Annotated in this window: 15 protein-coding genes; 14 read left to right on the top strand and 1 reads right to left on the bottom strand. The window is 31.8% G+C overall.

The window, feature by feature from the left end:
- From ACFCYN_RS14800 to rpsA, 11 genes are all read left to right on the top strand, one after another.
- A partial coding sequence (locus ACFCYN_RS14800) for a LysM peptidoglycan-binding domain-containing protein (RefSeq protein ID WP_375950088.1) occupies positions 1–370 on the top strand: 370 nt, incomplete at its 5' end.
- 88 nt (positions 371–458) lie between these two features.
- Positions 459–1091, top strand: a complete 633-nt coding sequence (locus ACFCYN_RS14795) for a CBS domain-containing protein (RefSeq protein ID WP_172444103.1) — start codon at positions 459–461, stop codon at positions 1089–1091.
- 302 nt (positions 1092–1393) lie between these two features.
- Positions 1394–2023, top strand: a complete 630-nt coding sequence (locus ACFCYN_RS14790; RefSeq protein ID WP_172444104.1) for a hypothetical protein — start codon at positions 1394–1396, stop codon at positions 2021–2023.
- A gap of 31 nt (positions 2024–2054) precedes the next feature.
- Positions 2055–2963: a MerR family transcriptional regulator gene (locus tag ACFCYN_RS14785; protein WP_216854083.1), complete on the top strand. Its 909-nt coding sequence runs from the start codon at positions 2055–2057 to the stop codon at positions 2961–2963.
- Between the two features lie 76 nt (positions 2964–3039).
- On the top strand, positions 3040–3648 hold the full coding sequence (locus ACFCYN_RS14780) for a genetic competence negative regulator (protein WP_172444106.1): 609 nt from the start codon (positions 3040–3042) through the stop codon (positions 3646–3648).
- A gap of 365 nt (positions 3649–4013) precedes the next feature.
- Entirely contained in the window at positions 4014–5294 is a 1281-nt protein-coding gene (locus ACFCYN_RS14775; protein ID WP_172444107.1) for a Glu/Leu/Phe/Val family dehydrogenase, read from the top strand.
- Positions 5295–5434: 140 nt separating this feature from the next.
- Positions 5435–6412 (top strand): YpdA family putative bacillithiol disulfide reductase, encoded by a 978-nt coding sequence (locus ACFCYN_RS14770; protein WP_375950085.1) that lies wholly within the window; start codon positions 5435–5437, stop codon positions 6410–6412.
- A 487-nt stretch (positions 6413–6899) separates the two neighbouring features.
- Positions 6900–7868, top strand: a complete 969-nt coding sequence (locus tag ACFCYN_RS14765; RefSeq protein WP_172444109.1) for an asparaginase — start codon at positions 6900–6902, stop codon at positions 7866–7868.
- A gap of 169 nt (positions 7869–8037) precedes the next feature.
- Positions 8038–8223: a DUF5359 family protein gene (locus ACFCYN_RS14760; protein ID WP_098121028.1), complete on the top strand. Its 186-nt coding sequence runs from the start codon at positions 8038–8040 to the stop codon at positions 8221–8223.
- 138 nt (positions 8224–8361) lie between these two features.
- Positions 8362–9042, top strand: a complete 681-nt coding sequence (gene cmk / locus ACFCYN_RS14755) for a (d)CMP kinase (RefSeq protein ID WP_172444110.1) — start codon at positions 8362–8364, stop codon at positions 9040–9042.
- Positions 9043–9150: 108 nt separating this feature from the next.
- Positions 9151–10269, top strand: a complete 1119-nt coding sequence (gene rpsA, locus ACFCYN_RS14750; protein WP_172444111.1) for a 30S ribosomal protein S1 — start codon at positions 9151–9153, stop codon at positions 10267–10269.
- 47 nt (positions 10270–10316) lie between these two features.
- Here the strand turns inward: rpsA and ACFCYN_RS14745 are convergent, their stop codons facing one another.
- Entirely contained in the window at positions 10317–10454 is a 138-nt protein-coding gene (locus tag ACFCYN_RS14745; protein WP_082459340.1) for a YpzI family protein, read from the bottom strand.
- 265 nt (positions 10455–10719) lie between these two features.
- Here ACFCYN_RS14745 and ACFCYN_RS14740 point away from each other — a divergent pair, with 265 nt between their 5' ends.
- The 3 genes from ACFCYN_RS14740 to ACFCYN_RS14730 all read left to right on the top strand — a co-directional run bounded on the left by ACFCYN_RS14740 (position 10720) and on the right by ACFCYN_RS14730 (position 13832).
- A complete protein-coding gene (locus ACFCYN_RS14740; RefSeq protein ID WP_375950082.1) occupies positions 10720–11310 on the top strand; it encodes a YphA family membrane protein in 591 nt (196 codons plus the stop codon).
- A gap of 131 nt (positions 11311–11441) precedes the next feature.
- Entirely contained in the window at positions 11442–12752 is a 1311-nt protein-coding gene (gene der / locus ACFCYN_RS14735; RefSeq protein WP_172444113.1) for a ribosome biogenesis GTPase Der, read from the top strand.
- A 42-nt stretch (positions 12753–12794) separates the two neighbouring features.
- Positions 12795–13832 (top strand): NAD(P)H-dependent glycerol-3-phosphate dehydrogenase, encoded by a 1038-nt coding sequence (locus ACFCYN_RS14730; protein WP_172444114.1) that lies wholly within the window; start codon positions 12795–12797, stop codon positions 13830–13832.
- Positions 13833–13865 lie beyond the last annotated feature (33 nt).

The raw sequence follows: 13865 nt of genomic DNA, 5'->3' as shown, positions 1-13865 counted from the left end.
TTTTACTCCAAAAGGAATTTTAATCGTTCCTTCAAATAAATTTGAAAAAGTTAGACTAGCAGCTACTGAAAAATTTAAAAGCCATAAAAATAAAAATGAAAGCACTAAAAATGCTTCGATAAAAAGTGATGTAACAAATAAAGTAAAGCCTCAATCTTCATCAAGTGCAACTGATTCAAATGGGTCGGTTGGGGTAAAAGAAATAAATCATGAAGTAAAAAGAGGGGAAACATTATTTACTATATCGATGAAATATTATGGTAATCGAGATGGTGAAGAAATTATTCAAGATGCAAATAATCTGCAAAGTATTGAAGTGAAACCTGGTCAAATATTAAAAATCCCATTAAATGTCGATGTGGATAAATAAGATTTGAGAAGTTCAAAATCTAGACAAATCCGTTTAAATTGAATGCTCCCTTTCTATGTTATAAATAGAGTGAAGGGAGTGTTATAGAATGTTAGCAAAACATCGAATGCTTCAAAATCATCAAGTTATTACGGTTCAATCAAACGATACTGTAGATCGTGCATTGAATCTTTTATTAGAAAAACAGATTGATAGCGTACCTGTATTATCAGGAAATAAGTATGTTGGTATGATTTCACAAGCTGAGATTTTTAGAAGATGCTTTTATAGTGAATTGTCAAAAGAAGAATACATTAAAAATATAAAAATAGGTGAAATAGCAACACATCAAACAAATTGTGTAAAAGCGGAAGAGCCATTTGAAGATACAATGCACTCATTAAAAAAATATCCATCAATTGCGGTAGTTGATGATGAGAGAAATTTTGTTGGACTTGTTATAAGATATGACGTTATCAAGATTTTTCAAGAAGTACTTGGAAAGGATTGTCGAGGGATCAGGATTTCAATGACAAGTATGGAGCAGGAAGGTCAACTAGCGAGATTACTTGACTATCTTCATCATTTTAAAATCAACGTCATTTCACTTGTAACGTTTGATTCAAAAGATCAATTATTAAGAAGAATGGTCTTAAAAATTGAAGCTAATAAAAATATAGATAAAATTTTAAGTAAATTTGAAGAACTCGGCCTTAGAATAGTATCTGTTACGAATGAGTAAGGTACTGTTTTTTGTCTAATTAAAAACTTATGCACATTCAATACGAATGTACATAAGTTTTTTTGTGGTTTAAAATTTTTCAATTTCTACTAGTTTTTGTATAATAATAAAAAGTACTATGAACTGTACGCAAAGAACTGATATAAATCGCTTTTGTATGAATGGGGTATAGTCATTGGGAGCAACATGGTATTTACTTAATGGGTTTATGAAACAAGGGGGAAATTAAAATAAAATTTTTAGTATTAATTGGATTAGTAGTAGTACTAGCGATAATTCTACTATTAAATCGAAAAAGTAAGTTGGAAATTATCAATAAAAAAATTAAAATTGAGCATTTAGATGATTCATTACAGTCCATTCAATTTATTTGGATACCAGATATAGGTGATATTCGTTCTAAGTTGAGTGAGATTGAAAGGATCTGCAATGACAATACAATCATTCTCTTAAGTGGATATTCAAAAAAACAAACAAAAAAATATAACGATGTAAACATACAATATTTAGCTTCTATGGCTCCTGTTTACTTTTTGTGGAATGAACAGGACTATCGTGGCAATTATAGAGATTTAAATGCATTATTACTAGATTGTAAAGTTACAATTTTAGAAAATACAAGTGCTTCATTTGAGACTGAAAATGGTACAAAATTTACGATTATAGGTTTAGATGATGTGAAAACAAATAGAGATCAACTTTCGTTTGCACTTGAAGAGCTTTATGAAGACAGTTTGTGTATTTTAACAAGCTATACTGAAGTAATGGATAGTAATATTAGTAATTTTAAAAGTATTCAAGTTTATCTGTTTGAAAGAAGTCAATCAAATGTAAAACGAAATCAGAAAACGGTATATTTGGAGCTACATAACAATAAAGGAATTCGAAAACAAAACACAATAACTGTCTTAAATTTTGATGTTATGAAATAAGGGTTTTGTTTACATGCAGGAGGAAAGAAAATTGGCCCAAATAGGAAAATACAATATTAAAGCAATTTCTAACATTGTAGGGATATTACCAGGTACTTTAAGAGCATGGGAAAGAAGATATAATATTATTAGTCCTGTACGAAATGATGCTGGCCATCGACTTTATACAGAAGAACATGTATACATCTTAAAATGGCTCGTTCAAAAAGTTAATGAAGGATTTACAATTGGACAAGCGATTAATTTATATGAAGCAAAAGAGCATAAATCATCTAATGATCAATCACTTTCCGAAAATCTACAATCTGATGCTTTAGTAAATCGTATTGTATCATCATTATTAACTTTTGAAGAAAATGAAGCCCATAATTATGTGAATGAAGCATTTAGTCTTTTTTCAGTTGATAAAGTGTTATTTAAAATCATTTCTAAAGTTTTCATTTTAATAGGTGATAAGTATCGTAACGGAGAAATTACAAGTGCACATGAACACTTTGCGACCTCTTTCTTAAGAACAAGATTAGGGATGGTTTATCAAAACTTACCAAACAATAAACATTTGCCAAAGTTAATTGCAGTCTGTGGACCAGAAGAAAAGCATGAATTGGGTTTATTAATATTTACGATTTATTTACGAAGAATTGGTTTTCAGGTAATTTATTTAGGAGCATCTATTGACTCTAATGAAGTTGAACAAGTAATAAATGAGGTGAATCCAGCTGGATTTATTATGTCATGTACTTCTAAAGATAATTTAAAGAAAACAATTGATCTAGCCATTACAATCAAAAAAATTAAGTCTGATATCATTATTGGAATTGGTGGACACGCAGTTTCAACTTGTGACAGCCCTATAATGGATTCAATCCAGGAATTTTATATAGGGAATGGACAATCAAACTGGGATGAGTGGTTAAAGCAGAATTTTAATTATAAATGAATTTTGACTTTAGAATCACCAAAAGTATTTAAAAACATAAACTGTACTATGGTAAATGCAGCAAGGAGGCTAGTTCATGAGGTTGGAACGGTTGAACTACAATAAAATAAAAGTTTTTCTTACATCTGATGATTTATCTGAACGTGGTCTGACAAAAGAAGACTTATGGTATAATGCGCCAAAAGTTCAACAGCTTTTTCAAGATATGATGCATGAAGCTAGCGTAGAACTAGGTTTCGAAGTAGATGGTAAAGTATCCGTTGAAGTTTTCTCTCTTCAAGCTCAAGGGATGGTAGTAATCGTCACAAAATCCGATGATATTGAAGAAGAGGAAGATGAATTTCAAGATGATTTTATATCGATGGAAGTAATCCTTGATGAAAGTGAACATATATTGTACGAGTTTTCTACTTTGGATGATCTAATCCTACTTTCTGAAAAATTAGTTTCATGTGATGCAATCGGTGGAAGATTGTTCTCTTTTGAAAATACGTTTTATCTAAAGTTTGAGGAGAATGAAATAGGAAGACTAGATCGTGAAACATTTTATGCGATACTAGCCGAATATGGAAATCCTTCAACGAGAACAATTTATCGCATTATTGAGTACGGTAAAGAGCTTATTTCAGAAAATGCTATTGAACAACTGCATTTTTATTTCGTTAAAAATAAAGCCTCTCAGTAATTTATTACGAGAGGTTATACTTTCACATTTGAAAGTATAAATTTGCACCGGTGAAGTCAAATCGACGTAGTTTCCAATTCAAGATCTAACGTGCAGTGTAACTACGTATCTGTCTTCGGCTAAAGGCTCGCCAATCGGCGAGTTTTCTTTATGTAAATTTTTTATAAATATATTGTATTTCTTCATATTCTTTCCTTTTCAAACTTTGTAAATAGGAGTATAATGACCTTAGAAAACGCTTACATTAAACAAATATTATATTTAGTTTTCTATGTGTTTATAACTTTCAAAATGGGATGGAAAGTTGTATACTAATTTCAGAATGAATGAAACTTTTCATAGTTCAAATTTCTAGGGGGTTTACAATGGTTGCCGAGAAATCTACAGAGAAAAATAGCAACACTGAAGAACAATTAGATGTACTAGCGCCTACACAAGTAGTAATCAAAGAAGCGTTAGAAAAATTAGGATATTCAAATGAAATGTATGAACTTTTAAAAGAGCCAGTTCGTATGATGACTGTAAAAATTCCAGTTCGCATGGATGATGGACAAGTGAAAATTTTCACTGGTTACAGAGCACAACATAACGATGCAGTAGGACCAACTAAAGGTGGTATCCGTTTCCATCCGAATGTAACAGAAAATGAAGTGAAAGCACTTTCAATCTGGATGAGCTTGAAATGTGGAATTGTAGATTTACCATATGGCGGAGGTAAAGGTGGAATCGTTTGTGATCCACGTGATATGTCATTTCGTGAGTTAGAAAGACTTAGCCGCGGATATGTTCGTGCAATTAGCCAAATCGTAGGACCAACTAAAGATATTCCAGCTCCAGACGTATTTACAAACTCTCAAATTATGGCTTGGATGATGGATGAATATTCTAGAATAGATGAATTTAACTCTCCTGGTTTTATTACTGGTAAGCCATTAGTATTAGGTGGCTCACACGGCCGTGAAACTGCTACTGCTAAAGGTGTTACAATTGTAATCCGTGAAGCAGCTAAGCGTAAAGGTATTAACTTAGAAGGTGCACGAGTTGTTATCCAAGGATTTGGTAATGCAGGTAGCTTCTTAGCTAAATTTATGCATGATGCTGGTGCAAAAGTTATTGGTATTTCTGATGCTTATGGCGCTCTTCATGATCCAAATGGCTTAGATATTGATTATTTATTAGATCGCAGAGATAGCTTCGGTACAATTACTAAACTATTTAATAATACAATTTCAAATAAAGAATTATTAGAATTAGATTGTGATATTTTAGTTCCTGCAGCGATTGAAAATCAAATTACAAAAGATAATGCTCATAACATTAAAGCATCGATTGTAGTTGAAGCTGCTAATGGACCTACAACACTTGAAGCGACAAAAATTTTAACTGAACGTGGAATTCTACTAGTTCCAGACGTATTAGCTAGTGCTGGTGGCGTAACTGTTTCTTACTTTGAATGGGTACAAAATAACCAAGGTTATTACTGGACTGAAGAAGAAGTAGAAACAAGATTAGAAAAAGTTATGGTACGCTCATTTGATAATATTTATGAAACAAGTGTAAATAGAAAAGTAAATATGCGTCTTGCAGCTTACATGGTTGGAGCGCGTAAAATGGCTGAAGCTAGCCGATTCAGAGGTTGGGTATAAGCTTATATATGATATAAAAACAAGATGGGAATTTTTCCATCTTGTTTTTTTGTTTACCTATTATTAGACAAAATAAATTTTTTACGTAAAATAGATATAGTAAATATAACTAAGAATTAAGTTTAATGGAGATGTTTCAAATGGAAAAAGTTGAAGTTCTGATCATAGGTGGAGGACCTTGTGGTATTGCGGCTTATCTAGCTCTGAAAAATAAGGGGATATCTGCATTAATAATTGAAAAAGGAAATATAGTTCATACCCTTAGTCGATTCCCAACACATCAAACGTTTTTTAGTACGAGTGAAAAATTAGAAGTGGGAAATATTCCATTTATTATCGAAGGTAGAAAACCGAAGAAACATCAGGCACTAGCTTATTACCGTGATGTTGTAAAAAGAAATAATATAAAAATTAATGCTTTTGAAGAAGTAACGTCTGTTACAAAGAAAAGTAATTTTATGATTGAAACAGTTACGACAAACCGTGAAGAAAAAAAGTATGAAGCAAAAGCAGTCATAGTTGCTACAGGATACTATGATCAACCAAACTACTTATCAATTCCTGGTGAAAAGCTTGAAAAAGTTTCACATTACTTTTTTGAAGGACATAAGCATTTTAATCAAAAGGTTGCAATTATTGGTGGTAAAAACTCAAGTGTAGACGCAGCACTAGAATTAGAAAAATGTTGTGCGGAAGTAACTGTCATCTATAGAGGTAGTTCGTATTCACCAAGTATTAAACCATGGGTTTTACCTGAGTTTGAAGGACTTGTCCGTTCAGAATCTATCAAAATGGAATTTAACGCAAATATAGTAGAAATTAAAGAAGACTCGGTTATTTATGAAAAAGAAGGGCAAATAATCGAGATTGAAAATGACTTTGTCTATGCAATGACAGGTTATCATCCGGATCATACTTTAATTAAAAGTATGGGAGTAAAGGTAGATGATCAGACGGGGCGACCACTATTTAATCCAGATACGATGGAAACTAATATAGAAGGTATTTATATTGCTGGAGTAATCGCTGCCGGAAACAACGCAAACGAAATTTTTATTGAAAATGGCCGTTTTCATGGAGATTTAATTGCCTCTCATATAACAAGTAGTTCAAAGTAAATGGGTAAAGTTTTTTGGGAAATGATTTTTAACATTCTCAAGATCTGCAAATTTATTGATAAGTTCATTTTTCAACAGTAAATGAACATTGCATAGCTACGTTTTTAGACGGATGAAAAATGAGTTTGTTAATTAGTTTTCAACATGTGTAGTGTTAAGAAAAATCGGTCGTAGTGGACTTCCACTACGGCCTTTTATGATTATGGAGTTTTCATATTTTTGTATTTTTACATACTATTGAAGCTTTTATTAGTAAGTTTTTTTGATTAACTTGCTATTTTCTAACTCATGAATCTCACCACATGGAGAGCGAGAATCCTGTAGTGGAAATTAATATCATACTACTTCCTTAACATTTATAACTTCTTTTTTCAACAACATGAAACGTAGCATAGCTACGTTTTTTTGTACAAAGAATTTATAACCTGTTTTTGTTTACTTGAATAATTTTTAAATGATATAATTTCATGTGAAATGAGGTGCTGTAATGAAAAAAGTAGTATTAATTACAACAGGTGGAACAATTGCTAGTAAACCAAATGCTGAATCAGGGAAGTTAGATTCAGGTGCATTATCGGGACAAGAAATTGCAGAAATGCTTGATTTACCAAAAGATATAAATGTTATTGTTGATTCTTTTTTTCAAGTTCCAAGTATGCACATCGGCTTTAATCATTGGATGATGTTAAAAAATAAAATTGAAGAATACTATCAAGATGAAACAATCGATGGGGTAGTCGTTACTCATGGAACTGATACTTTAGAAGAAACGGCTTATTTTTTAGATTTAACAATTGACGACGAACGTCCTGTAGTTGTAACTGGCTCACAAAGATCACCAGGGGAACTAGGTACTGATGCTTTTATTAATTTAAGACATGCGATCTATACTGCAGCTGATGAATCTTCAAGAAATGTTGGTACTGTTGTTGTCTTTAATGAACGAATTTTTACTGCAAAATATGTTAAAAAAGAACATGCATCCAATATTCAAGGATTTAACGTTTTCGGTTTCGGTTACTTAGGGATTATTGATAATGACAAGGTACATATTTACCAAAAACCAGTAATAAAAGATAAATACAAAATTACAGGGGAACTACCGCAAGTTGATATCATTAAATGTTATATTGAAGCAAAAGGATATTTCATAAAAGCAGCTGTTGAAAATGGTGCAAAAGGTATTATCTTAGAAGGTGTTGGAAGAGGACAAGTATCACCATTTATGACTGAAGAAATTGAAAAGGCAGTTAAAGATGGGGTTAAAGTCATCATCACAACAAGTTCTGAAGAGGGCGAAGTATACCCGACCTATGATTATTTCGGAAGTGCTTATGATTTAGTTAACAAAGGTGTAATTTTAGGTAAAGATTACGACAGTAAAAAGGCTAGAATTAAATTAACTGTCATGTTAGCATCAGAAGTTGAAAATATTCTTGAAGGTTTTACTAAATAAATTTCAATTCATATTTATTTTAAAACGTGCTTAGCACGTTTTTTATTTTGTATATCAGAATTGTGTTAGATTTCGAATTGAAGTTAAAGTAATTTTATATTAATTTCGAAATTGTGTATAAAATTAATTGAATTTATTCATAATGGTAATAAAAAAGGTATGAATAAAAATGAAAAGAATCGAACGAATACTTTTTAAGTTAATCATGATTCAATTAGTTTGTTTAGTTGTAAGCCAGTACATTTTGTCTTTTCCAAGTCTTTCAGTTTATTTAACAAAAATTGAACTATATGAGGGAGTAACGCAAAAAGCAAAAGATGTAACAAGAGAAGTATATAATCATATAGGTAAATAGATGAATTCATCGGAATCATATGGTAATATTAAATAAAGCAGGCTAGCCTGCTTTATTTTTATTTGTTTTTGTCTTTTTAGGACATGATAAGATTAAAGGTTGCTATTCATGTAGCAATTTTTTTATGTAGGAGGACTTATGAGTAAAAAAATTAGTATAGCGATAGATGGTCCGGCAGCTGCTGGTAAAAGTACCGTTGCAAAGATCGTTTCAAAAAAATTAGGTTATGTATATATCGACACAGGTGCTATGTATCGTGCTCTAACTTTTAAAGCAATCCAAGATAATATTGATGTTAATAATGAAATGGATTTAAGCAATTTACTTTCTAATATAACAATAAAATTAGTTCCTGTAGAGGACACTCAAAAAGTGTTTATTGATGATGTAGACGTTTCAGAGCCAATCAGAACTCCAGAAGTGACTAGAAACGTATCATTTGTTGCAAAACACAGCTTAGTTCGTGAAAAAATGGTCGAATTACAACGTCAATATGCTGTAAATGGTGGAGTTGTAATGGATGGGAGAGATATTGGAACTCATGTATTAGTAGATGCAGAAGTTAAAATATTCATGATTGCTTCAGTAGACGAAAGAGCTCAAAGAAGACATATTGAAAATGTTAAAAATGGTTTCGAAAGTGACCTAGAGCAATTAAAAATAGAAATCTCAACAAGAGACCGAATCGACTCAGAAAGAGAAGTTTCACCATTGAAAAAAGCTGATGATGCAATATCTTTAGATACTACTTCAAAAAACATTGATGACGTTGTAAATGATATATTAACAATTGTAGATGAAAAGGTAAAAAATATTTAGAAGAATTAGTCATCAGATTCCTTGACTTTTCTGCTTATTTATTAGATGGTAAAAGAGGATAATACATAATTGGTCTATCCATTTTTAAAACACAAGGAGGAATATAGCATGGTTGAAAAAGTAATGCCAGAGGTTGGGGAAATTATCTCATGTGTAATTGAACAAATTGAAGATAAACAAGCAATTGTAGGGTTCGGTGGAAAAACAGATGGTATTCTTCCAATAAAAGAAATTTCAAATGTACATATTGAAAACGTAAGTGACGCGTTAACTGTTGGACAGGAAATTGAATTAAAGGTTATTAAAGTTGAAGAAGATTCAGTAGTTTTTTCTAAACGTGCTGTAGATTCTGTTAAGGCTTGGGATCAATTAGCAACTAAATTAGAAAGTAAAGAAGTATTCGAAGTAATCGTTACTGAGCAAGTAAACGGTGGATTAATTGCTGACGTAGGAGTACGTGGTTTTATTCCGGCTTCTTTAGTTTCAAAAAAATTCGTAGAAGATTTAGGAAGCTTCGTTGGTCAATCGATTGAAGTAGTGATTGAAGAACTTGATCGTGAAAAAAATCGTGTAATTCTATCACATAAAGCTGTAGAGCAATTAAACGAAATTGAGAATCGTCGTCAAGCATATTCAACAATTAAAGTTGGTCAAATTGTTGAAGGTAAAGTAGAAAGAATAACTAATTTCGGTGCTTTTGTTAATATCGGTGGAGTTGATGGATTAGTACACGTTTCTCAAATGTCTCATAATCGAGTTACAAAACCTGAAGAGATTGTATCTGTAGGAGATACTGTAAAGGTTCAAGTTCTTTCAATTGATACAGATACAAACCGTATCGCGTTATCAATGAAAGCAATTCAGCCAGGCCCATGGGATCAATTAGATCCAAGTATTAAAGCTGATGCAGTTGTAGAGGGAACTGTAAGACGCCTAACAAACTTTGGTGCATTTGTAGAAGTTCAAAAAGGTATTGAAGGATTAGTTCATGTTTCTCAAATTGCTGATAAACATATTAAAAATCCAAACGAAGTCTTAGCGGTAGGTCAAGAAGTAAAGGTTAAAATCTTAGAAATTAACCCTACTGAAAAACGCTTATCATTAAGCATCAAAGAAGCTGGTGAAGCTGAACTTCAAGAAGATATTGCTAAATACGTACAACCAAGCGAAAGTGGTTTCCAATTAAGTGAACTTCTTGGTGAAAAATTAAATAAATTTAAAAAATAAGATAAAAATCCTTCAGTTGATTAGCTGAAGGATTTTTATTTTTTTAATTAGTTATGCTGATTTTCTGCTCTTGCTTCCTCAGGTGTATCTAAACGTGTAGCACCTTTGTAATGGATGCTCTGATCACGATCAGATTCAACTCTTCTAGATTGCTTAAGCTTCTTTTCTTGTCGATCTTTTCCCACTCGTTTCACCTCCAAAAAATTCTCTTTTATAGATTCGTAATAAAATCAATTTCTTATACCATTCTTTTCTGTCAACTTTTTACTTTTAAAAGTATATTTTTATCCAGATAATAATTGGAACAGTAAAATTTAGTAAAAAAATATTCAATTTTATAGTCATTTCTATAATATTTCTTACAATGATAATTTATAAGAAATCAGTCTTTCTAAATTGATTATTTTTGGTAGGAATTGTTACATACTAGAACTATTAGGAGGTTTTCATGTGCAAGGGAGTTTTTTTATAATTGCTTCTTGGGTTCTCGTATTTGTTTTGATGTTTTTAAGAGAAAGAACGAAATTGAGCTCTCTTTATTTATCGGTGATCCTGATCTTAATTATCTGTTCAGCTTATACAATCGATGTATTTTCCATTGAAATAAATATTTCATATATCATCATGATTTTTTACATAAGTTACAAAATTAGCTTATTAAGTTTACGTGAACAAATAATCCATTTCGTTAAAGGATTGATTATTGGGATGACATATAGCGTTGTAACATTGCTTTCTATATATGATCCTGCAAGTTTTTTTATCGATGAGATGATTATTAAATCATTTTTTATGATCGTGCTTTGTTTATTTTTAAGTAAATCTTATTATGCTAAGTTACGATATATAACGATTGGTCTTGTTCAAGGAGAACTATTTAATTATATTACATTTGAATCGATTGATTTTAACTATGTAATCGGAGACTTAAACTGGTTTGATACTTTATTTTTTACAATCTTACTATTGTCAGGGATTCAATATTTAACAAAATATTTTTCAAAATTGAGCCTTAAAAATAGAAAATTACTAAAAAACTGATGTATGTTGGTCTTTTTTCATATTTTTTGTTAAAATAGATAAGTTATTTAAATAAATCAATTTATAATCAAAACTAAAACACATTTACATGAATTAAATGGTACATAGTTATGCTAGGAAGGATGAATTAAATGTCTAAACCGACAGTTGCAATAGTTGGACGACCGAATGTAGGTAAATCAACTATTTTTAATAGGATCGTGGGAGAAAGAATCTCAATTGTAGAAGATATTCCAGGAGTTACTCGTGACCGTATATATAGCTCAGGCGAGTGGCTAAATCAAGAATTTAGTTTAATTGATACAGGTGGAATTGATATAGGTGACGAGCCGTTTTTAGAGCAAATTCGTCAACAAGCAGAAATCGCTATTGATGAAGCGGATGTTATTATTTTCTTAACAAATGGCCGTGAAGGTGTAACAGCAGCAGATGAAGAAGTTGCTAAAATACTTTATAAAACAAAAAAGCCAGTTGTTTTAGCAGTTAATAAAGTAGATAATCCTGAAATGAGAAGCGATATTTACGACTTTTATGCATTAGGCTTCGGTGAAGTATTTCCAATCTCAGGCTCACATGGTTTAGGAATTGGAGATTTACTAGATGAGGTTGTTAAGCATTTCCCTGAAAAAGAAGAAGAAAATTATGATGAGGAGACAATTAAATTCAGTTTAATTGGACGTCCAAATGTAGGGAAATCATCTTTAGTAAATGCATTATTAGGTCAAGAGCGTGTAATCGTTAGTAATGTTGCCGGTACTACACGTGATGCTGTAGATACGCCATACTCAAAAGATGGTCAAGATTATGTCATTATTGATACAGCAGGTATGAGGAAAAAAGGTAAAGTGTATGAAAGTACAGAAAAATATAGTGTATTACGTGCATTAAGAGCAATTGAAAGATCAGATGTCGTCTTAGTTGTATTAGATGGTGAAGAAGGAATTATCGAACAAGACAAAAAAATCGCTGGTTATGCGCATCAAGCAGGAAGATCAGTTGTTATTGTCGTGAATAAATGGGATGCTGTAGAAAAAGATGAAAAAACAATGAATGAATTCATTGAAAACATTCGTGCACACTTCCAATTCCTGGACTACGCACCGATTGTATTCCTTTCAGCTAAAACAAAGAAAAGAACTCAAACTTTGTTACCGATGATTAATAAAGCATGTGAGAGCCATAGCTTACGTGTTCCTACGAATGTACTTAATGATGTAATTATGGATGCAATTGCTGTGAATCCTACTCCAACACATAATGGACAAAGATTAAGAGTGTATTATGCAACTCAAGTTGCAATAAAACCACCAACATTTGTTGTTTTTGTAAACGATCCAGAATTACTTCACTTTAGTTACGAGCGCTTCTTAGAAAATCGTATAAGAGATGCATTTGATTTTGAAGGATCTCCAATTAGGATTATTGGTCGAGCACGAGCTTAATTCATTGTAAAATTTGGATTCTTTTTGAAAGGGAGTGTGGTTATGGAAAAAATCTCAGTATTAGGTGCAGGTAGTTGGGGAACAGCTTTAGCCATGGTGTTATCAGATAATGGACATTCAGTTACGTTATGGGGAAATAATGCCAATCAAATTAATGAAATAAATAATGAGCATACAAATAAAAAATATTTGCCAGAAATTGAATTACCACAATCTTTAAAAGCAACAGTAAATTTAAACGAAGCGATTAATGGAGCTAAATATATTTTACTTGTAGTACCTACAAAAGCAATTAGAGAGGTATGTCAAAAATTAAATAATGAGCTAACTGAAGAGGTTACGATTATTCATGCAAGTAAAGGGATTGAACCAGATACTTCAAAACGCGTTTCAGAAATGATTTCAGAAGAAATTAATCCAAAGCTCTTAAAATCAGTTGTTGTATTATCAGGGCCAAGTCATGCAGAAGAGGTTGCATTAAGACATCCTACGACTGTAACATCTGCTTCTGAAAATATGGACGAAGCAGAATATGTACAAGACTTATTTTCTAATGGCTACTTCCGTGTCTACACAAATGAAGATGTAATAGGTGTGGAAATTGGAGGGGCTCTAAAAAACATTATTGCGCTTGCTGCAGGGATTACTGACGGACTTGGTTATGGCGACAATGCAAAGGCGGCTTTAATGACTCGTGGACTTGCTGAAATTATTCGCCTAGGTAAAACAATGGGTGCTAATACTCAAACTTTTGCAGGTTTAACAGGAATGGGCGATTTAATTGTAACTTGTACAAGTGTACATAGTCGTAACTGGAGAGCGGGTAATTTATTAGGAAAAGGCCAATCACTAGACGAAGTATTAGATAATATGGGTATGATTGTAGAAGGCGTTCGTACGACAAAAGCCGCTTACCAATTAGCAAAACAAGCAAATGTTGAAATGCCAATTGTTAATGAGTTATATGCAGTATTATTTGAAAATAAAAATCCAAAATTAGCAGTCGATGCGCTAATGTCTCGTGTAAAAAGACATGAAGGCGAGAGCACTTTGAATTTTATTAGTGATCTTACTGAGTAATCAATTAGATTACTTATAAAAATATGTGTACTC

It is taken from the genome of Gottfriedia sp. NPDC056225 (assembly GCF_042267765.1).
Classification (GTDB): Bacteria; Bacillota; Bacilli; order Bacillales; family Bacillaceae_G; genus Gottfriedia.
Note: the sequence above shows the minus strand (reverse complement) of the source record. Positions and strands in the feature narration are given on the sequence as shown.

What these genes read in the sequence shown, in the direction of transcription:
- ACFCYN_RS14795 (WP_172444103.1), top strand. Translation starts at nt 459, where the DNA reads ATGTTAGCAAAACATCGAATGCTTCAAAATCATCAAGTTATTACGGTT.
- ACFCYN_RS14765 (WP_172444109.1), top strand. Translation starts at nt 6,900, where the DNA reads ATGAAAAAAGTAGTATTAATTACAACAGGTGGAACAATTGCTAGTAAA.
- der (WP_172444113.1), top strand. Translation starts at nt 11,442, where the DNA reads ATGTCTAAACCGACAGTTGCAATAGTTGGACGACCGAATGTAGGTAAA.
- ACFCYN_RS14775 (WP_172444107.1), top strand. Translation starts at nt 4,014, where the DNA reads ATGGTTGCCGAGAAATCTACAGAGAAAAATAGCAACACTGAAGAACAA.
- ACFCYN_RS14760 (WP_098121028.1), top strand. Translation starts at nt 8,038, where the DNA reads ATGAAAAGAATCGAACGAATACTTTTTAAGTTAATCATGATTCAATTA.
- rpsA (WP_172444111.1), top strand. Translation starts at nt 9,151, where the DNA reads ATGGTTGAAAAAGTAATGCCAGAGGTTGGGGAAATTATCTCATGTGTA.
- cmk (WP_172444110.1), top strand. Translation starts at nt 8,362, where the DNA reads ATGAGTAAAAAAATTAGTATAGCGATAGATGGTCCGGCAGCTGCTGGT.
- ACFCYN_RS14780 (WP_172444106.1), top strand. Translation starts at nt 3,040, where the DNA reads ATGAGGTTGGAACGGTTGAACTACAATAAAATAAAAGTTTTTCTTACA.
- ACFCYN_RS14730 (WP_172444114.1), top strand. Translation starts at nt 12,795, where the DNA reads ATGGAAAAAATCTCAGTATTAGGTGCAGGTAGTTGGGGAACAGCTTTA.
- ACFCYN_RS14770 (WP_375950085.1), top strand. Translation starts at nt 5,435, where the DNA reads ATGGAAAAAGTTGAAGTTCTGATCATAGGTGGAGGACCTTGTGGTATT.